This is a genomic window from Saccharopolyspora sp. NPDC049426, from assembly GCF_040676935.1.
GTDB lineage: Bacteria > Actinomycetota > Actinomycetes > Mycobacteriales > Pseudonocardiaceae > Saccharopolyspora.
Genome location: NZ_JBFAPZ010000006.1, coordinates 330,666 through 349,344 on the forward strand (window position 1 = coordinate 330,666; position 18,679 = coordinate 349,344).

Below are 18,679 nucleotides of genomic sequence, written 5' to 3' on the forward strand. Positions count from 1 at the left end.
AGCGAGTTGGGACGGCGTCACCTGGATGTAGCAGGGGGCTGATCGTTAACCAGGAACTCCAAAGTGGAGATCGGCAGCGCACCGTGCCCGAGGACGGTGTCGTGGAACCGGCGGATGTCGAAATCCGCGCCCAGCCGCTGCCGCGCGGCGTCCCGGATCCGCTCGATCTCCAACCGCCCCACCAGGTACGACAGCGCCTGACCGGGGTAGACGATGTAGCGGTCGACCTCGGAGGCGGCCTCCAGGTCCGACAGGGTGGTGCTGGAGATCATCGTCTCCAGTGCGCGCTGCCTGCTCCAGCCGAACGCGTGCAGCCCGGTGTCGACGACCAGCCGCGCCGCCCGCAGCAGGTCCTGCACGACCATGCCCAGCCGCATCAGATCCCCGGAGTACAGCCCCATCTCGTCGGCCAACCGCTCGGTGTAGAGCCCCCAGCCCTCGGTGTAGGCGTTGAACCCGGTGAGCCTGCGCAGCAGCGGCAGCTCGGTGAGCTCCTGGGCCAGGCTGATCTGCAGGTGGTGGCCGGGAACGACCTCGTGGAACGCGATGACCTCGGAGGCGAACCGCGGGCGCTGCTCGGCGTGCAGCGTGTTCGCGAAGTACACCCCGGGCCGCGAGCCGTCCAGCGCGGGCGACATGTAGAAGCCGATCGGCGTGCTCTCCGACGGGGTGCCCGGAACCGGCCGCACCTCGCACGGTTGCTGCGGCAGCCGCCCGAACCAGCGGGGCGCTTCCGCGGTCGCCTTGTCGATGGCCTCGCGCGCGGCGGTCAGCATCTCCTCGGGTTCGGTCCAGCACAGCGACCGGTCGGTCTGCATCCGCCGCAGCACCGCCTCCGGATCGGGTTCGCCCCAGAGCCGTTCGCCCAGCCCGGAGATCTCGGCGCGCAGCGACGCCAGCTGGGACCGCCCGATCCCGTGCAGCTCACCGGGGGTGTGCTCGGTGGTGGTGTGGGCGCGGATGAGCCGCTGGTAGATCTCCTGCCCCTCGGGCAACCAGCACAGCCCGGGGTGTTCGGCGTCCCGCGCGTGCGGGGCGATCTCCCGCGCCAGCACTGCCCGGTACTCGGCCAGCGCCGGGTTGACCACGTCGCGGATCAGGCGTGCGCGCCGCTCGGAGAGGTCGTCGGGGAGCTGCTGGGTGAGCAGCGGGTCCTGGTCGGGGTGGGCCAGGCTGGAATCCAGGTCCGCGATCGCCCCGTCCAGCAGCGGCCGCACCGGAACCCGCCCCGCCCGCACGCCGTCGCGGTGTCGTTGCGCGGCAGCGGCCGTGAAGTCGGGTATGCGGGCGATCCGCCGCAGGTAGTCCTCGGACTGCTGCCTGCCGCTCACCGGCACCTGCCCGAGGTGGAACAGCAGACCCGCGACCGGCGCGAACAGGTTGCCGATCACGGTGTACTCGGGGGAGCGGGCGTCGAGCCGGTCGACCGTGGACTGGGCGTGCTGCACGACGACGGCGACGGTCAGCCGCTCCTCCAAGCTGGAGTGGGTGGTGTCGACGGCCATCGCCCGCACCCGGATGTCCTCGGCGTGGTCGCGCTGGGCGAGCTCCGCCGCGGCCGAGATGTCCGGCAGCAGGTGATCGCGGCCCGGCAGCCCGTAGAGCGAGGCACCGATCGGGTCGGAGTCGAATTCGAGATCCAGCAGTTCTTCGGCGAGCTGATCCGGCGTCGTCACGCGAACAATCCTGCCCCTCCCCACCGACATCCGGCAGGGCGACGCGGAACCGTATTGGTTGAGGGGACAATGAACCCGTGGACCCGCTGCACGATCCGGACGACGAGACCCTCCTCGATCCCAGGCAAGCCCGCGAGCTGGCCGGGCTGGTCGAGACCGCCCGCCTGGCCTCGGCCGTGGTCCGCTACGGCATGCGCACCCGGGTGGGTGTGGCGACGGTCGTGCTCAACCAGGACAACCCGTTGCCGGTCGCCAACCACGCGTGCGCCCTGTGGGGCACCGGCGCGCAGGTGGCGGGCACGCTGATGGAGCTGGAGCAGGTGTTCGCCGAGGCGGGGCGGTCCGAAGCCGTCGTCTACGCCTCGCCGACGACGGTCGGGGAGATCGAGGGCATCGCCGACGACGCCGCCTGGCGCGCGGTCGAGGAGCAGGTGGTGCTGCTGCACCGCACCCGGGGCTTCAGCAGCGGCGTCACGCGCCCGGCCGAGGACCGGGACCTGGAGGGCATCGTCGAGCTCTACGCCGACGAGACCGGCCTGTCCGAGGAGGGCGAGCAGCGCCTGGCCCGCCACCTGGCTCATCGCCTCGACGAGAACCGCAGCGTGCTGCTCGTCGTCGACGACCCGGGCGTCGACCGGATCGCCGGCTTCGTCCAGGGCTTCGTCGAACGCGGCGTCGGCCTCGTCGAGCAGGTCGTGGTCCGGCCTGGCCGCCGTCGGCGCGGCATCGGCCACGACCTGGTCACCGAGACCTCGGAGGAGCTCCGCCGCATGGGCGCGCTGCTGGTCGCGGCCCACACCGAGGAAGGCGGCACGGCTCAGCGCTTCGCCGAAGCCATCGGCTTCGACGTGGCCTACGGAGTGACGGCCTACGCCCGCAGAATCGACGACCTGCTATAGGTCCCTGTTTCGTGGGCGCTTTGCTCAGCGGTGCGGGTGGCGGAACCTCAGCGGTCCTCTGGGTCCGGGCGCCACTCCTGATGTCTTCCGCTTACCCCAGGGGTGGACATCGGCGTCGCGGCGTCCTCCCCAGAGAACCGCTGAGAACCCGCGGCGGTGCGGGTTGAGTCCCGCACCTGAATCCGCGGCTTTGCCGCATTTGTGAACATCTCCTGCTCTCGTTCCACGTTCTGGGCTTGGGCTGCGTGGGTGAGGTGCGTGCCACTTGGGCGCTCCGGTGGAATTTCCTCGCCCTCGGGTGGCGTTGGTTGCTGTGGCTCGAACTGTCCAGAATCCGGGAGGAAGCCTGTGTCCAGCGGCTCAGCGTCAGAGAAGACCAGCACGAGCCAGGGCATCTCCTCCCTGCCCCGGGAGATCTGGATCCTCGTCGCGGGCAGCTTCATCGTCGCCGTCGGCATGGGGATCGTCGCGCCCGCGTTACCTGCGTTCGCCACGAGTTTCGACGTGGGCGTCACCGCCGCCGGGTTCATCGTCAGCGCCTTCGCGATGATGCGCCTGCTGTTCGCCCCGCTGAGCGGACGTCTGGTCTCGGCGGCGGGCGAGCGCACGATCTACGTCATCGGCATCACGATCGTCGGCATCAGCAGCACGGCGTGCGCGTTCGCCGACTCCTACTGGCAGCTGCTGATCTTCCGCGCGCTCGGCGGCATCGGTTCGACGATGTTCACCGTCTCCGGCGTGGGCCTGCTGATCCGGTTGTCGCCGCCGCACCTGCGCGGACGCGCCTCGGGCGTGTGGGCGACGAGCTTCCTGCTGGGCAACGTCTCCGGGCCGATCGTCGGCGGTGTGATGGTCGGCTACTCGCTGCGGCTGCCGTTCGTCACCTACGGCATCGCGCTGTTCGGCGCCGCCTTCCTCGGCTGGTTCATGCTGCGCAAGTCGACGTTGGCCGCCCCGCTGGGTGATGACGCCACCCCGTCGATGCCGCTGGGCGAGGCCCTGCGCATGCGCTCCTACGTGGCGTCGCTGCTGTCGAACTTCGGCAACGGCTGGGCGGTCTTCGGCGTCCGCATCGCCCTGGTCCCGCTGTTTGTGGTCGAGGCCCTCAAGGCTCCGCAGTCGATGTCCGGCATCGCCCTGTCGGTGTTCGCCGTCGGCAACGCAGGCGTGCTGCTGCTGTCGGGGCGGATGACCGACCGGCACGGCCGCAAGCCGATGGTGCTCATCGGCCTGGTCGTCTCGGGCGTGGCGACGGCGTCGCTGGGCTTCACCACGTCGGTTCCGGTGTTCCTGGCGGCGTCGCTGATCGCGGGCATGGGCGCGGGCGTGCTCAACCCGGCGCAGAACGCGGCGGTCGCCGACATCATCGGCGGCAACAGGCGCGGTGGAACGGTGCTGGCGACCTTCCAGCAGGCTGCTGACCTCGGCGCCATCCTCGGCCCGCTGATCGCCGGGGCCCTCGCCGACACCGTCTCCTACCAGGCGGCGTTCCTGGTCACGGGCGCCACGGCGGCCCTCGGCCTGCTGGCCTGGGTGGGTGCTCCGGAGACCCGTCCGCGCCCGGGATCCGGCACCGAACAGGTGCGTGCCGCGGCCTGAGGTGTCGATCGCCCCCGTTCCGGGTATTCGGGTGTGACGCCGCCGGCGTTGCGGTAGCCCCTGCCCGATGCGGGAGGACGACATGAACACCACCGGTATTCCGGGGCACGAGCTGACCGAGGACCTGCTGCTGCGGGAACTCCGGCACCTGCACCAGACGCGCAACGAGACGTTCCTGCACGGCTCGCCCGACGCGCTGCGGGAGCACACCGCCCGCACGTTCGAGCTGGAGCAGGAGTACCTGCGCCGCTATCCGGAGCGCGACGTGGACCCGCGTCGAACGCGCGATGGTGCACGAGAGGAGCCGCAGCATGCCTAGTCCACGCGTGGTGATCATCGGTGGCGGGCACGTGGGCCTCACCCTGGCACTCCGCCTGCAGAAGAAGCTGGACGCGGGTGAGGCGAGGGTGACCGTCATCGACACCCAGCCGCACATGACCTACCAGCCCTTCCTGCCGGAGGCCGCCGCCGGTTCGCTGGAACCGCGTCACGTGGTGGTTCCGCTGCGCGAGGCGCTGGGTCGTTGCGAGGTGCTGACCGCGCAGGTCAACAACATCGATCACGCCAACCGGTGCCTGACCGCGACGTTGGGCGATGGCAAGGCGGAGAAGCTCGACTACGACATCCTGATCCCGGTTCCCGGCTCGATCTCGCGCGCGCTGCCGATCCCGGGTCTGGCGGAGCAGGGCGTCGGGTTCAAGACCATCGGCGAGGCCATCTACCTGCGCAACCACGTTCTGTCCAGATTGGACATAGCCGCGAGCACCGAGGACGAGCAGTTGCGCCGGCGGCTGCTGACGTTCCTGTTCATCGGCGGCGGTTACGCGGGCATCGAGGCCTTGGCGGAGCTGCAGAGCATGGCCCGGTACGCGATCCGCAGCTACCCGCAGCTGTCCGAGCACGACATGCGCTGGGTGCTGGTGGAGGCGATGGGCCGCATCATGCCCGAGGTCAGCCCGCACATGGGCGAGTACACCAAGCAGCAGCTGGAGAACCTGGGCATCGAGGTCAAGCTCAACACCACCGCGAGCTCCCTTGTGGACGGACACGCGGTCCTGTCCGACGGCGACGACTTCCACGCGGACACCATCGTCTGGACCGCCGGCGTCAAACCGCACCCGATGCTGGAGGACAGCGATCTGCCGCGAGACTCCAAGGGGCGCCTGGAATGCACGACGAGGCTGCAGGTCAAGGGCACCGACAACGTGTTCTCGGCAGGGGACTGCGCCGCCGTCCAGGACCTCACCAGCAGCGACCCGGAGGCGCTGACCAGCCCGTCGGCCCAGCACGCGGTCCGCCAGGCGAAGCTGCTGGCGGACAACATCATCGCCCAGCTGCGCGGCGAGGAACTGCGCGAGTACCGGCACAAGCACGCGGGCTCGGTCGCGGGCCTTGGTCTGTTCCGGGGCGCCGCGGAGGTCTACGGCATCAAGCTCAAGGGACTCCCGGCGTGGCTGCTGCACCGCGCGTACCACCTGATGAAGATGCCGACGACGTCCCGCAAGGCCCGCATCCTCGGCGACTGGATCCTGGAGCTCCCGTTCCGCCGCCAGGTCGTGGCCTTGGGCGAACTCCACGACCCGAGAGCGGAGTTCGTCAAAGCCGCCAACACCAGGGGCCTGCCCAAACCCCACGGAACAACAGCCGCCGGATGATCGAAGTGACCGTCCTCACGGAGTCAACACGACTCCGTGGGGCGATCAAGACGACGGGCACGTTTCCCCAGCTCAGATGGGCTGCGACCCCTAATGGGGACCCCCTGAAAACGGCCCCGAACGGCTGTTGTACTGTATTGGCACACGAGATGAGCGGGGCGGAAACAAACCGAACACCTCGGAAGAACAGAACAAGGGGCTGTGGCGCAGCTGGTAGCGCACTTGACTGGCAGTCAAGGGGTCAGGGGTTCGAATCCCCTCAGCTCCACCCAGATGACCAGGGCCGATGCTTCCGAGCATCGGCCCTGGTCTTTTGCTGCCTGTCTAACGTGTCGAACTGGGCACAGCGCGGCTCCTCTAGCGGCATGGGCCGAACTCGATCTAGAAGGAGTTGCGCAGGTTGGTTGGCGATACGCAGCTGGTAGACATCCTTCTCACCAAGTACGGCTGATCGAGCTCGCTGGTGACGATCTCCCAGCCATCCGAGGACAGACGGCGCGCTATCCCCGCAGCGGTGCTGTTGGCGTCGGCGGCCCCAGTAATGAGAGCAACAGGCGCCTTGCGCACGGTACCGGCCACCAGCCATGCAGCTCTGACTATTCCCAGAGTCAGAGCTCGTCCGTACGGCACCTTTCGTCTGGACATGGACAAGCGCCTCGACCTGGGGCTGACCTAGCCGGAGCGGATGGACGAGTTCGCGGAGGTGCTGCGGGCACGGCTGCGATGACTTTTTCCGGGCCCGCGGGTCTACCGTTCCGACAGCGATGATCAGAGATCACCGAACGGGAGCAGGTAGCACCATGGCGCAGTTGCTGCGGGTCCAGAACTTCACCGTCTCGAGCGACGGATTCGGCGCGGGCGAGGGGCAGAGCCTGGAGCGGCCCTTCGGCCACGCCGATCCGATGAGCTTGATGAGCTGGGCCGGCACCACGGCCAGCTGGAAGATGCGGACGGAGCCGGGCGGCAGCCGCGGACTGGACGACTACTTCATCCGCGACTACGACCACAACATCGGCGCCGAAATCATGGGCCGCAACAAGTTCGGCCCGCAGCGCGGTCCCTGGCAGAACGAGGAGTGGCAGGGCTGGTGGGGCGACAACCCGCCCTTCCACACCCCGGTCTTCGTCATGACCCACCACACCCGCCCGTCCTTCACCTTGTCGGACACCACCTTCCATTTCGTCGACGACGACCCCGCCAAGGTCCTTGAGCGGGCAAAGGAGGCAGCCCAGGGCAAGGACGTCCGCGTCGGTGGCGGCGCCACGACAATCCGCGCCTTCCTGGAGGCGGACCTGGTGGACACCTTGCACGTGGTGGTGAACCCATCGATCACGCTCGGCTCCGGTGCCCGCCTGTGGGAGTCCCCGGACGAGCTGATCGACCGCTTCCACCTCGACGTGGTCCCCAGCCCGAGCCGGGTTGTGCACCACCTGTTCTGGCGGAAGTGACGCACTGAGAACTGTCTAAGCGTCCACGAACGCGGCGCCGGTCTCCAGCAGCCGCGCCACCGTATGCTCCGGGTTGATGAGCGACTCGGGGTGTGTGGAGGCGGGGGGAGACCGGCGCAGTCTCGACGTGAGGGCATGGCTGGGAACGGCGCTTCGTTGTCCACCGACCGTTGCCGCCACCATGGCCCAATCGAAGCGCCAGGGCGCCGGCGCACCCCTCATCCCCCGGCCCCTGGCACCTCGTCATCCCCCAGAAGGGTCCGGCCAGTTTCCGGACCTTTCCGCACACCGTCCGTCTCGGTTCGGCCGGTGAAAATCCGATCTCAAACGAGAACGGAATTTGAAGTTAGCATCCGTCTGCGTTCCTCCACCTGTTCGAACCTTGACACTCGTCAAGGCCGCCGTCACGCACCCGAAGAACGCGCCTGGCGGGCTTGATCGAGGCTGACCCGCAGTGCCTTCTCGAGGTCCGCGGCTTCCTGCGTACGCGGTTCCGGAACAGCGATCTCATGGTTGGCGAGCTTGGCATCGATCAGGACCTGCAGAGCCTCGCGTGAGTGGTCCCGGTAGCCGGTGGGGTCGAAAGTCGCGCTCGACAGCAACAGCACCAGCTGCTCGGCCATCCGCTGTTCCTGCTCGCGGGGCTGCGGAGTCTGGTCGGTGAGCCACTCGAAATCCGGTTCCCGCACCTCATCCGGCCACAACAGCGTGACCAGGCTGATCCCCGGCCCATAGGGCCGCAGCAGCGCCAACCGCTCACGAGTCCGGATCGCCACCCGCCCCAACCTGACACGGCCGGTGTCGGTCATGGCGTCGCGCAGCAGGCTGTAGGCGCCGAGTGCGATCTGGTGCGGCTGGAGGAAGTACGAGCGATCGAACAGGATCAAGATCGTGGCTGCTCTTGCGGATGCGACCTGATCTCCGCCCTGCCGTGTTCGATCTCGACCAACTGATCCACTGACTCTTGGTGAACCTGGCGCGCCCGCTGCTGGGTGAGGCAGCGTCGGACGGGCTTGGCGATCTGGCCACAGGGCTCGGTGATGGTCGTCTCGTACTCCTCTCGACCGGTCACCTGATCGACGCTGATCCGCGCTGTCGAGAACACAAACGTTCCAACTCGGGTGGTGACTTCGGTCTGCAACATGGGAAGACGATATGACCGCGGCGCGGCAAATGGCAGGGCTTTCAACTCGGCCTGATCGTCGTCGGCCCGTCAGCGGCCAGCCACTGCCGGTGAGGCGGCCGGTACGGACCCGCGTCACGAATCCTGGCGCTCCATGCCCAGACAAGCGACGCATGGCCGGGGAGCTCGCAGAGCGGTTAATCGGTACCACCTGGTAGACGGCGGGGTCTCGGCCGTCTACCAGGTGATACCGACTTACCGGGGAGAAGGCAGGTCGTTCGGGTGACTCGCCCTGATCGTCGGCCCGACCATGGTCGGTTTCACCCGTTGCTCTTGGGTGATCCGGTTGGACAAGTACCCGCGGACCAGGTCTTTGGCTTCGGCCAGCATGGCCTGGTCGCCGTGGGGGTCGCGCCGGAACGCCAGGTGCAGCACGGCGTCCGCCGCTTCGACGGCCACGGTCAGCGGCAGGGCGAGGTCGGCCGGGTCGAGCTGGAACTCCTCGGCGATCAGCCCGGTCAGCTTCTCCGCGATGACCGCGTTGTTGTCCTTGCTCGGATCGAGCAACCGCAGGTCGACCACGTCCCCGAAGTGCAGCCGGCTGAACGCCGGGACCTCGCGGTGCATGGTCAGGTAGGTGTCGAAGACCGCGTCAACGGCATCCCACCAGTGGGCGAGTTCCAGCTGCTCGAAGCGGCTGGACACCGTCCGCACGAAGCGGTCCAGGTTGCGCAGCGTCAGCTCCTGCACGACGGCGCGCTTGTCCGGGAAGAACTGGTACAGCGATCCGACCGCGACTCCGGCTCGTTCTGCGATGAGGGTGGTTGTTAATCCGTCGTAGCCCACCTCGTCGATGAGGCCGGCGGTGGCGGCGAGCATCTTCTCCACTCGTTGGGCACTTCGCTGCTGCACGGGCTTGCGCCGCAGCGGTGCAATTTCAGCAGGCAATGCGCCTCCCTGGTTCAAGTTGGACCGCCCAGTCTGCTGATGAACCGACATCCGTGCGTTCCGGACATGCCGCGACATCGTAAAGCGAAAAGGTGAAATCGCTAAGCGTCACTTGACCTTGGTCAAGTGTTACATCCCATGCGGGTGAAAACCCCATTCGGCCAGGTGATCCACGAGCGTTACATGAAACCGATAAACATTTTTATTCATGTTGTCAAACGGTGCCTGAAGCGCTCAGAAACCGGTGGACACCGGGGCGACCTCCGGGAGTGAACTGGGAGCCGGACGCGACACCCAACGTCGCCGGGAGTCGGTCAGACGCTGCCGTGAGCGGGCGAGACCACTGATCACCTGCTACAACGGGTTCGCCCTCGCGAGTCGAAAGCAGTCGATCTATGTTGTGGTCCCAGGTGTCGCGGGTTCGATTCCCGTCACTCACCCTTTGGAAGGCCCGTTCCTTGTTCTGAGGAGTGGGGCCTCTTTCTTTCTGAACCGAGTGTCACTCGTTGCGGGAATTGGTGTCGTAGATGGAAACCGTCCCGAGTCCCGCACGGTCCTAGGGGTGCGGAGTGCTGGTGAATCCTGTCCACCAGCATTTCGCCCAGCCGCAACGAGGAAAGGGAGACCTACTCGTGTTCCGAACCCCACAACCTGGTGATTCCATCGAAGCGCTGTACGAGGCGCGAGATGCCGCACGGTTAGCCGCATTCCACGCGGCGTCGCTGCCCGCCGAGGTGCTCCGACCAGAGCTGGCTGCCTACGGACCGGCGATCATCAGCACACTCGATGAGCTTTATGCCCTGCTCAACTCGCTGTGGCATGTCTCGCGCGCGCACCCTGGAGTCGCGGCCGAGACCACGCAGCTGGCCAACGCGCAGCACGCACTGGGTGTCGCCGTCATGATCGCCCATGGGTGTCGGTTCTGAAATCCCTTCAGGCAACAGCGATCTCGGATAATACGATCGTGGGTAAGGCCAGTATGTGTCACCCGCCCTGCAGCAGCCGTGAATAAGTTCATCCACGCGAGGATTTCCGTGACGTTCCATCCTCGCGGGTACGTCCTGGAGTGCGTAGGTCCAGGACGTCGGACAGGGGCCTGCAGGGTGGTCCCTGAGTTTGTTCCACGCCTGCGCTACGTATCGGTGGTCGAGGGAACAACGAGCGAGGCGCTCCGCAACCTGTGTTCTGCGGTTGCGGGGCATCTCTCGCCGCTAGGACGTGTGCAGCGCCCGACGGCCTCGCGGGCCACGCAACTGACCGATCGAGCAGAGCGCCTCGTCCCTGGCTGATGCTCTCGCGAGCTACCGCCGAGCCCGCAACGCCTGGAGGAGCCAACAGGCGACTACTCGGAGCCTGCAAATCAGCTGTCTTCGGCGCTCTCGCCGGACCGTCGTTTAAGTGGCACGGTTCCGGTCGACGAGAACAGGGCGGAAAGTCCTGGCGGCGCTGGTGCGGTGGCGAGCGAGGTAATGCGACCGAGGCAACCCGTGGACTAGCTGCATGATCTCAGTTTTGGTCTCATTCGTTCGCGTTCAAGGCGGTTCGAAAGTGGCTTCGGATGTTCACCGCGATCCGTTGACCTGCTGGTTTACCGCCCGTAGCCCCCACCGAACCGGCGTTCGTAGAACGGAAAAACGGAAGGTCGGCGGTTCGCCCCGGTGCTTGCCGGGTGTTGATGGCAGCCGGGGCGTGTAGGGTGTGTGGTGGTCGTTGTATTTCTGGGTTCGTGTTTTGTGCATGCTCGCAGGATGTTGATGCGGGCGAGCTTCTTTCTTTGGTTGTAGCTGGAGTTAGCCGCCGTCTGAGATCCCCGGCCCGGGCCTCCGCGCGGTGCGGTTGCCCGTCATACCCCAGCTCCCGAAGGAGACTGACATGACCAACGGAACCGTGAAGTGGTTCAACTCGGAAAAGGGCTTCGGCTTCATCGCTCCGGACGAGGGCGGACCGGACGTGTTCGTGCACTACTCGGCCATCGACGCGGCCGGCTTCCGCACCCTCGAAGAGGACCAGCAGGTGACCTACGACGTCAGCCAGGGCCCCAAGGGCCCGCAGGCCGACGTCGTGCGCGTGGCCTGAGGCTCCGCTGAGTTCCTTCCCGGCCCGCACCTCGTGTGCGGGCCGGGGACTGCGGTTTCGCTGGCATAGCTCCCACACCCGCCAGTCGCGGTGCGGTTGAGGCGACCCGAACCGATCTACCCCAGCAGCACGCACGCCGCTGCGACGACGCTGCCCGTCACTGGGCGCGCAACGAAGCAGCTGGGCGCAGCCTGCTGCAACACCAGTTCCTCTCCGGTCGAGCCGAGTGGGTTTCCACTCGCGGGGTTCCCGGAGCCTTGTTCGTGTCTGCGGTCCTGCAGCGGCGACTGTCCGCGCTGCGCTAGCCGCAAGATGATCCTTCTACGTGTATTGGAGCCCGATGAGGGCTGACAACAGCCTGATCACGACCCCACCGGCAGTGTTCACAGTGGATGGTGACCTCTCCGGTTCGGAAGTCACCCTGCTGGCCGAGCAGCTCTGGCCGCATGTGCTGACCGGACCACCGGAAACGCTCGTGGACCTTGCCAAGGCCACCGACATCGATGCCGCCGGGCTCGATCTCCTCGTCGCCGCACACGCCTACGCGGCGCATCGGCACATCCCCCTCCACATCATCAACGCGGTGCCCCGCGTGCAGCGCGTGCTGCATGCGGTGGGAGTGAGCGCGCTCCCGGCCCGCAGCCCCTGCGCCGAGTTCGCGACTACCACGGCCACGACACCTGCGCCTCGGCAGAACGCCGCGGTGGTGATGGCGTGATGCGACACTCCCGCCACGTCGCGCGGACGTTGTCCGATGATGCCTGGCAGATCACCGATGCCGAAGGCCAGCACACCGCGCGCATCGTCGGGACCGAACACGATGCGATCGCCCGCGCCGACCACCAGCTCGCCGCCTACGGCGGAGGACGCGTGTTCCTCACCGACGCTGACTGACCACCCCACCTCGTGGCCGCACCCGTGAAGCCGAAAAGCGCTGCAACCGTGGGACTCAGCTTTCCCGAAAGGACTTTTTGTGAACCTATCCACTTCCCTCCGCCCCAGCAACGATCCTCGGAACGGCTCGGTACGCGTTGACTGGCGCGGCACGCCGCCGCGTCGCGACGCACGCCCACCTGCCCTCGGAGGCGAACCCCGTGCACGAATGCTGGTTGCGCCTGTCGCATTCCTCGAGCCCGGCCCGCCCCGTCCCACCTCAGCCCCCCATCAGCGGCGAGCAGATCAGAGCGAGGAGACTCTGCGCCCGCTGCGAACCCCGTTCGGCACCGACGCGCCCGGTGATTGGTGATCGAACATACGCCTTGCGCGGCAAGAACTTTCGTATCATGGTGGTATGCGCGAAGTCCTGACTACGCGTCGCGCCTATGCTTCGGTCAATCCCGCGCATGCGGGGGTGGATCCATCTGGCCAGCGACCCGGTGACCCGACCCGTGGCCGAGCATGTTCGGCTATCACGAGGTCTTCCACACCGCCGTCACCGCAGCGGCGGTCCGCCATCACATCATCGTCTGGCTCCTCCTGCCCGTCACACCCGCCACCTTTGACGCGGCTAGCACGCCGGGGTCTGTCACATGGCGAGGTTGGTCAGAAAGACCACGCCGCTGTGGGCTGCGGTGGCAAGTCGGCCCAGCAGGTCGCGGGTCAGATCAGCGGCCTCAACAGGCGCGGTCACCACGAAGTAGGCCACCAACGCCGCAGACAGCCATGCACTGGCCAGTCGGGCACGCACGGGCACTTCTCCTCATCTCTGCAGCATCGCTACAGCCTTACCCGCCCCAGGAACACCTGTGCGGCATCGTGACCAGGACGCACGCCGACGTCGGCGCGCGAGCTAACTCCGCGCGCCAGGCTCCGGCCGGCCGGTGTGCTCGGCGAGCTGGTCCTCGAGACTGATGATCCGGCACGCCGCCGCCACCGGAGTGCCTTGGTCGATGAGTTCGCGGGCGCGTTCAGCCCGCCGCAACTGTCGGCGCGAGTAGCGCCGGTGCCCCCCGGCCGAACGCTGCGGATCGATCAGGCCCGCTTCTTCCAGCGACCGCAGGAACGGCTGGGTCACCTCGAGCATCTCCGCAGCCCGCCCCATCGTGTAGGCGGGGTAATCCTCGTCGTCGAACTTCGCGCCGGCGCTGTGCCGATCCTGGCTCAATACCGCTCCCTCACCCCTCGACAAGGCCCCCGGTGCACCAGCTGGTGCACCGGGGGCCGCGAGAGGGTAATTACTCACTACTCAGGCCGCTCTTCCATCCACGAACGCCGGGAGTGGGGCGGCGGGGAAAACAGTGACTCGACGACCCCCCTTCTCGCTCGTGTACAGCTCAGAGACCCTTCTCCACCCCCTGGGCGGGAACCTCCAGGTTTCCGCCCAGGGGCCTGCAACTGCAGCTCCACTTCCATCACCAGCCGCGCCGATTCGTCGATGATGGCGCTTCAGTGCTCTCCGTGTCTGGAGACAACATAACAGGACCAACCAACGATGTCTACAGCGGCCATCACAGAAATTGCTCAAGGGCGAGGGGCCTGAAGCTCAGTGCCTGGCCGATGCGTCTTCGGACGCTTGCGCGTGTCGAGAGACTGGAGCGCGATGACGCGAGGGGTGCGGTCGGGGCTGGGGAGTCGGTCTTTTCGTTGTTTGTTGGCGGCGTGGGCGGTGTCGTCTGTCGGGGACGGCGTGCTGTCGGCTGCGTTGCCGCTGGTCACCGCGGTGATCACGCGGGATCCGCTGGCGATGTCCGGGGTGGCGTTGGCGACTGTGCTGCCGTGGCTGCTTGTGGCGTTGCCTGCGGGCGCGATCGTCGACCGGTTTCCGGTGCGGCGAATGCTGGTGGTGAGCCACCTCTTCCGGTCCGCCGTCGCGTTGTGCCTCGCGGTCGTGATCGCCACCGGTGCCCCGGCGACCGCCGCCGAGAGGAGCTCGCTGCGGTCCGAAGTCGTTGCGGGACTTCGGTTCCTGATGCGCCAGCCTGCCTTGCGCGCGGTCGTGGGGGTCGTCGGTGTCACGGCGCTGCTGACAAGCGGTGTAAATGCGGTGGCGTTCCTCTACGCGATCGAGGTGGTGCGGCTGCCTGCGGCTTCGGTGCCGACCCTGCTGGTGTGCACCGCGATCGGGACGTTGCTGGCCGCACCGGCCGCGTCCCGGTGGGCTGCGCGGTGGGGGAGCGGAACGGTGATGATCAGCGCGCTCCTCGTGCTCGCGGCCGGAATCGCGCTGCTGGAGGCTGCGGCCGATCCGCTGCTGATTTGGGTGGCGTACTTCGTGATGGGCGTGGGTGCGGGCGCCTGGAACGTGCTGTCGGCGGCGAACCGGCAGCGCCTCACCCCACGAGCGCTGACCGGTCGCGTGACCAGCGCGCACCGCGTCCTGGCGTGGGGCCTGATGCCGCTGGGCGCGGGACTGGCGGGACCGATCGCCGAGGTCAGCTCGTTGCAGGCGGTGATCCTCGGGGCCGCGGTCGTCCTCATCGCTGTCGTGGCGGTGGCGGCGCCCCGCCTCCGCCGACTGCCCGGCGCCGAGTGAGACGAGCGGGTCGAGTGGGTAGTCCTCAACTGGACCGATTGGCACCCCGCGGGAAGGACTGGACATGACCAAGCGCGATGAGATGCGGGTCGACAAGGCACTGCAAGGACTCGAGTTCCCCGCTGACCGCGAACAGCTCGTCGACTTCGCCACCGATCGCGAGGCCGACTCCGAGACGCTCACCGCACTCCGATCGATCCCCGCGCGCCGGTACGCCAACAAGGACGAGGTCATCGACGCCGTCCCGCAGGAGCCGGAAGGAGACGCCCCTGGCGGTACGGCTCGCGGCTGACCAGGAGTTTCGCCCGGCAGGCGACTCCGATCGTCGATAACTATCGTGACCGGCATGACTCGGGGGTTCATGTCGGCTGTGGCGTTCGTGCTGGTGACGGCGGCGTGCGGAACGGCCGCACCGCCGCCGTCACCCGCACCACCTGCGCCCGCACCACCCCCGGCCCTAAGCCCGTCCGCGCCTGCGCCTGCGCCCGCGCCCGCAACGCAGGTCGAGCAGGCTCCTGACGGGTTCGTGCGGTTGCGCGACGTCGACTCCTCGATCGTCGAGGAGATCCGGTACGCGACGCCGCACAACTTCACCGGCGACCCCGTGCCCGGCTACGACGAGCCGATGTGCGTGCTGACGCGCCCGCTGGCCGAGGCCCTGCACGAGGCGCAGCAGCGGCTCGTCGGTCAGGGCTACACGCTCAAGGTCTACGACTGCTACCGGCCGCAGCAGGCCGACGACCGATTCGTCGAATGGGCGGAGGACGTCGGTGACCAGCGCATGAAGTCCGAGTTCTACCCGGGCCTGGACAAGTCGCAGCTGTACTCGGCCGGCTACATCGCCGAGAACTCCGGGCACAGCCGGGGCAGCTCGGTCGACCTCACCCTGGTGCGGCTGCCCGTCCCCGCCCAGCGCGCCTACGTGCCCGGCGAACCGCTGGCCTCGTGCACGGCGCCGGTGGGACAGCGGTTCCCGGACAACGGCGTCGACATGGGCACCGGCTTCGACTGCTTCGACGACATGGCGCACACCGATGACCCGCGCGTGACCGGGGAGGCCCGCGCCAACCGGCAGAAGCTGCACGACGCGCTCACCGCCGTCGGGCTGAAGGGCTACGCGGGGGAGTGGTGGCACTTCAACCTGCCCCAGGAGCCCTTCCCGGACGAGTACTTCGACTTCCCCGTCAACAGCGCGGCTTTCCGCTGAGCCCTGCCGGCTGGCCACTTCTCGCCAGACCGAGCGTCGTTGTACTGCGCAACTTTCCGCGTGGTGCGTCGTTGTCCACCCCAGAAGTCGACTCGGTCGACGACGCGCACGGGTCGCGGTGATCGGCCGCGGACCCGATCGACTCGCGCAGTTCGCACCATTCGATGACGCAGGGAGCGACCGCATGCCCCGATCTGCCCACCACCCGCCCGCCGTGGCGCGACGGCTGGTCACAGCCACCGCGTTGTCGCTGGTCATCGCCGGTTCGCAAGCCGTGCCCGCGATCGCCGACGACGCGCCCAACACGCCCGGCATGGTCAGCGCCGGTTTCTACGACCCGCCCGCCGAACTCCCCGCGGCCGACGGCGCCCTGGTGCGCACCGAAGAGCTGCCGCTCGCGCTGAGCCTGCCCAGCATCGGCGGGCAGCAGCTGCCGGGCACGGCGACCCGCCTGATGTACAAGACCACCGACTCCAACGGCCGGCCCGCAGCGGTGACCGGCGCCTACATCGAACCCTCGGCGCCGTGGCGCGGCGAGGGTCCGCGCCCGCTGGTGGCGGTCGCGCCCGGGACGATGGGTCAGGGCGACTCCTGCTCGGCCTCGATGGGCCTGGAACGCCCGATCAACTTCAACGGCGATTCGGTGTCGGTCGGCTACGAGGACATCGCGATCTACCGGCTGCTGGCCGAAGGCGCGGCCGTGGTCGTCACCGACTACGTGGGCCTGGGCACCACCGATCGGCTGCACACCTACGTGAACCGCGTCGACGGCGGGCACGCGGTGCTCGACGCCGTGCGCGCGGCCCGTCAGCTGCCCGACACCTCGGTCACCCCCGACTCCCGCGTCGCCCTCTACGGATACAGCCAGGGCGGCGGGGCCACCGCCTCCGCCACCGAGCTGCAGCCCGACTACGCCCCGGACGTCGCGCTCGCCGGCGCTTACGTCGGAGCCCCGCCCGCGAACCTCACCGAGGTCATCGAAGGCATCGACGGCAGTGCCCTGGTCGGCGCGCTCGGCTGGTCGCTCAACGGGTTCATCCAGGCTCACCCCGAACTCCAGCCCGTCGCCGACGAGTACCTCAACGAGGACGGCAAGGCCGCGCTGGAAACCCTGTCCACGTCGTGCATCGGTGACGGCATCGCGCGCTTCGCCTTCCGCCGCAGCGCCGAGTGGACCACCACCGGCCAGACCCTCGGCGAGGTCGTCGAGGCCGAGCCGGCGGTGCGGGAGGTCCTCGACGACCAGCTCATCGGCGCCCGGAAGCCGGCCACGGCCGTCCGCGTCGCCACCGGCGTGCAGGACGACATCGTGCCGCACGACCAGGCCCGGCAGCTCGCCGTGGACTGGTGCGCCCAAGGCGGTGAGGTCACCTACCAGCCCGTCCAGATCCCGGATCTCGGCAAGGGCCTGCTGACCAACCACGTCACCCCGCTGCTGGCCGATCAGAGCAACGCGATCTCGTGGCTCACCGACCGCCTCTCCGGAGGCGCGGCGATCAACAACTGCAACACCCTGCCGGATCAGCCCTGACCGGGTCCGCGTCGACGGGGCCACGAGCGCGCGCTCGTGGCCCCGTCGCGTTGGAACGGCAGTTTTGGTCCGAACTGACCGGGCGAAACGGAACGGTTCGGGCCAAAACCGCCCCGGGGCAACGCTCCTCGGAACTCAGCGCGGGGGGAGGGCTTCGGCCGCAGGGGTGTTCGGGGCGGCCGTGTACATGACGAGCTGGAGGTTGCTGCCCGCCAGCAGCAGGGTTTGCAGGTCGCAGTCGAGCTCGCCCAGCCGCGGATGGTGGAGGCGCTTGCGGAGGGTCGTCCTGGGGCGCACGTCGTGGTCGCGCCAGGCGTCGGCGAAATCGGCGCTGCGGGCGGCGAGCTCGTTGATCAGCTCGTTCAGGGCGCGGTCGGTCGGGTAGCGGGCGCTGGCAGTGCGCAGCTGGGCCGCGGTGTGCTGGACGAACTCGCCTGCCGCGCCGGGCGGGGCGGAGCAGAGCGTGTCGCGCAGCAGGAGCGGCAGCTTCAACGCGTTGCGATCTTCCTCCGGGATCCGGCCGAAGTCGGTGATCAGCGCGACCGCCGCGTCGTTCCAGGCCACGATGTCCTGCCGCTCGTCGAGCAGGTAGGCCGGGATCGGGCCGAGCTGGTCCAGCAGACGGCGGGTCTCGGCGGGCACGGGCCGACGCTCGGAGGTGGCGGGTGGGATCTGCCCGGCCAGCCGCGCCATGTGCTCGCGCTCCGCGTCGGTGAGCCGCAGCGCCGCGCTCAGCGCGCCCAGCACCTCGGGCGACGGGTGTGAGACGCGGGCTTGTTCCAGCCGCTCGTAGTAGTTGACCGAGATGCCTGCTTGCGCGGCGACCTCCTCGCGGCGCAGCCCGGGAGTGCGCCGGGCCCGCTTTCCCGGCGGGTCGACGGCGACCGGGACCTCATCCGGGTGCACCGACTCCCTCCGCCTGCGCAGGAAATCGGCCAGGTCAGTTCTGCTCACCCGATCAGAATGGCACGGCTCGGCGAGCTCAGGCACCCACTGGCGTTCCGGGGCTCAGCCGTCAGTTCCCGAGCGGCACCGCCGCGACCAG

At 68.2% G+C, this 18,679-nt stretch carries 20 protein-coding genes and 1 tRNA gene; 14 read left to right on the forward strand and 7 right to left on the reverse strand.

Annotated elements, in window-relative coordinates:
• Nucleotides 1-17: 17 nt before the first annotated feature.
• Nucleotides 18-1,676, reverse strand: coding sequence for a DUF885 domain-containing protein (locus AB0J78_RS15695; RefSeq protein WP_363789613.1), 1,659 nt, complete (start codon nt 1,674-1,676; stop codon nt 18-20).
• Between the two features lie 77 nt (nt 1,677-1,753).
• Between AB0J78_RS15695 and AB0J78_RS15700 the strand changes: the two genes are divergently transcribed.
• From AB0J78_RS15700 to AB0J78_RS15725, 6 genes are all read left to right on the forward strand, one after another.
• Nucleotides 1,754-2,575: a GNAT family N-acetyltransferase gene (locus tag AB0J78_RS15700; RefSeq protein WP_363789614.1), complete on the forward strand. Its 822-nt coding sequence runs from the start codon at nt 1,754-1,756 to the stop codon at nt 2,573-2,575.
• Between the two features lie 348 nt (nt 2,576-2,923).
• Entirely contained in the window at nt 2,924-4,174 is a 1,251-nt protein-coding gene (locus AB0J78_RS15705) for an MFS transporter (protein WP_363789615.1), read from the forward strand.
• An 82-nt stretch (nt 4,175-4,256) separates the two neighbouring features.
• Nucleotides 4,257-4,493, forward strand: a complete 237-nt coding sequence (locus tag AB0J78_RS15710) for a DUF6158 family protein (RefSeq protein ID WP_363789616.1) — start codon at nt 4,257-4,259, stop codon at nt 4,491-4,493.
• Complete coding sequence (locus tag AB0J78_RS15715; protein WP_363789617.1) at nt 4,486-5,829, forward strand: NAD(P)/FAD-dependent oxidoreductase; 1,344 nt, start codon at nt 4,486-4,488, stop codon at nt 5,827-5,829. Before AB0J78_RS15710 ends, AB0J78_RS15715 begins: the two co-directional genes overlap by 8 nt.
• A 195-nt stretch (nt 5,830-6,024) precedes the next feature.
• Nucleotides 6,025-6,097: transfer RNA gene (locus tag AB0J78_RS15720), tRNA-Ala, on the forward strand.
• A gap of 532 nt (nt 6,098-6,629) precedes the next feature.
• Nucleotides 6,630-7,277, forward strand: a complete 648-nt coding sequence (locus AB0J78_RS15725; RefSeq protein ID WP_363789618.1) for a dihydrofolate reductase family protein — start codon at nt 6,630-6,632, stop codon at nt 7,275-7,277.
• A 404-nt stretch (nt 7,278-7,681) separates the two neighbouring features.
• Here AB0J78_RS15725 and AB0J78_RS15730 read toward each other — a convergent pair whose 3' ends face one another.
• The 3 genes from AB0J78_RS15730 to AB0J78_RS15740 form a co-directional block, all read right to left on the reverse strand.
• A complete protein-coding gene (locus tag AB0J78_RS15730) occupies nt 7,682-8,164 on the reverse strand; it encodes a Ku protein (protein WP_363789619.1) in 483 nt (160 codons plus the stop codon).
• Complete coding sequence (locus tag AB0J78_RS15735; protein ID WP_363789620.1) at nt 8,161-8,421, reverse strand: hypothetical protein; 261 nt, start codon at nt 8,419-8,421, stop codon at nt 8,161-8,163. The genes AB0J78_RS15730 and AB0J78_RS15735 overlap by 4 nt, the downstream gene beginning before the upstream one ends.
• A 234-nt stretch (nt 8,422-8,655) precedes the next feature.
• On the reverse strand, nt 8,656-9,279 hold the full coding sequence (locus tag AB0J78_RS15740) for a TetR family transcriptional regulator (RefSeq protein WP_363789753.1): 624 nt from the start codon (nt 9,277-9,279) through the stop codon (nt 8,656-8,658).
• A 644-nt stretch (nt 9,280-9,923) separates the two neighbouring features.
• Here AB0J78_RS15740 and AB0J78_RS15745 point away from each other — a divergent pair.
• From AB0J78_RS15745 to AB0J78_RS15760, 4 genes are all read left to right on the forward strand, one after another.
• Nucleotides 9,924-10,274 (forward strand): hypothetical protein, encoded by a 351-nt coding sequence (locus AB0J78_RS15745; protein WP_363789622.1) that lies wholly within the window; start codon nt 9,924-9,926, stop codon nt 10,272-10,274.
• A 946-nt stretch (nt 10,275-11,220) separates the two neighbouring features.
• On the forward strand, nt 11,221-11,424 hold the full coding sequence (locus AB0J78_RS15750) for a cold-shock protein (RefSeq protein ID WP_363789623.1): 204 nt from the start codon (nt 11,221-11,223) through the stop codon (nt 11,422-11,424).
• A 340-nt stretch (nt 11,425-11,764) separates the two neighbouring features.
• Nucleotides 11,765-12,142 carry an STAS domain-containing protein gene (locus AB0J78_RS15755; protein ID WP_363789624.1) on the forward strand — a complete coding sequence of 126 codons (378 nt, stop codon included), beginning with the start codon at nt 11,765-11,767 and terminating at the stop codon, nt 12,140-12,142.
• Nucleotides 12,139-12,318 (forward strand): hypothetical protein, encoded by a 180-nt coding sequence (locus AB0J78_RS15760; protein WP_363789761.1) that lies wholly within the window; start codon nt 12,139-12,141, stop codon nt 12,316-12,318. The genes AB0J78_RS15755 and AB0J78_RS15760 overlap by 4 nt, the downstream gene beginning before the upstream one ends.
• A 631-nt stretch (nt 12,319-12,949) precedes the next feature.
• Here the strand turns inward: AB0J78_RS15760 and AB0J78_RS15765 are convergent.
• Complete coding sequence (locus tag AB0J78_RS15765; RefSeq protein WP_363789625.1) at nt 12,950-13,111, reverse strand: hypothetical protein; 162 nt, start codon at nt 13,109-13,111, stop codon at nt 12,950-12,952.
• A gap of 102 nt (nt 13,112-13,213) precedes the next feature.
• Entirely contained in the window at nt 13,214-13,528 is a 315-nt protein-coding gene (locus AB0J78_RS15770) for a MerR family transcriptional regulator (protein WP_363789626.1), read from the reverse strand.
• Between the two features lie 435 nt (nt 13,529-13,963).
• Between AB0J78_RS15770 and AB0J78_RS15775 the strand changes: the two genes are divergently transcribed.
• The 4 genes from AB0J78_RS15775 to AB0J78_RS15790 all read left to right on the forward strand — a co-directional run bounded on the left by AB0J78_RS15775 (nt 13,964) and on the right by AB0J78_RS15790 (nt 17,634).
• Nucleotides 13,964-14,896, forward strand: a complete 933-nt coding sequence (locus AB0J78_RS15775) for an MFS transporter (RefSeq protein ID WP_363789628.1) — start codon at nt 13,964-13,966, stop codon at nt 14,894-14,896.
• A gap of 64 nt (nt 14,897-14,960) precedes the next feature.
• The gene (locus AB0J78_RS15780) at nt 14,961-15,188 is read left to right on the forward strand and encodes a DUF2795 domain-containing protein (protein WP_363789629.1); all 228 of its coding nucleotides are present in this window, start codon (nt 14,961-14,963) and stop codon (nt 15,186-15,188) included.
• Between the two features lie 54 nt (nt 15,189-15,242).
• The gene (locus AB0J78_RS15785; RefSeq protein ID WP_363789630.1) at nt 15,243-16,103 is read left to right on the forward strand and encodes a M15 family metallopeptidase; all 861 of its coding nucleotides are present in this window, start codon (nt 15,243-15,245) and stop codon (nt 16,101-16,103) included.
• A 184-nt stretch (nt 16,104-16,287) separates the two neighbouring features.
• Nucleotides 16,288-17,634 (forward strand): lipase family protein, encoded by a 1,347-nt coding sequence (locus AB0J78_RS15790; RefSeq protein WP_363789631.1) that lies wholly within the window; start codon nt 16,288-16,290, stop codon nt 17,632-17,634.
• Between the two features lie 135 nt (nt 17,635-17,769).
• Here AB0J78_RS15790 and AB0J78_RS15795 read toward each other — a convergent pair whose 3' ends face one another.
• Nucleotides 17,770-18,588, reverse strand: a complete 819-nt coding sequence (locus tag AB0J78_RS15795; protein WP_363789632.1) for a helix-turn-helix transcriptional regulator — start codon at nt 18,586-18,588, stop codon at nt 17,770-17,772.
• Nucleotides 18,589-18,679: the final 91 nt, after the last annotated feature.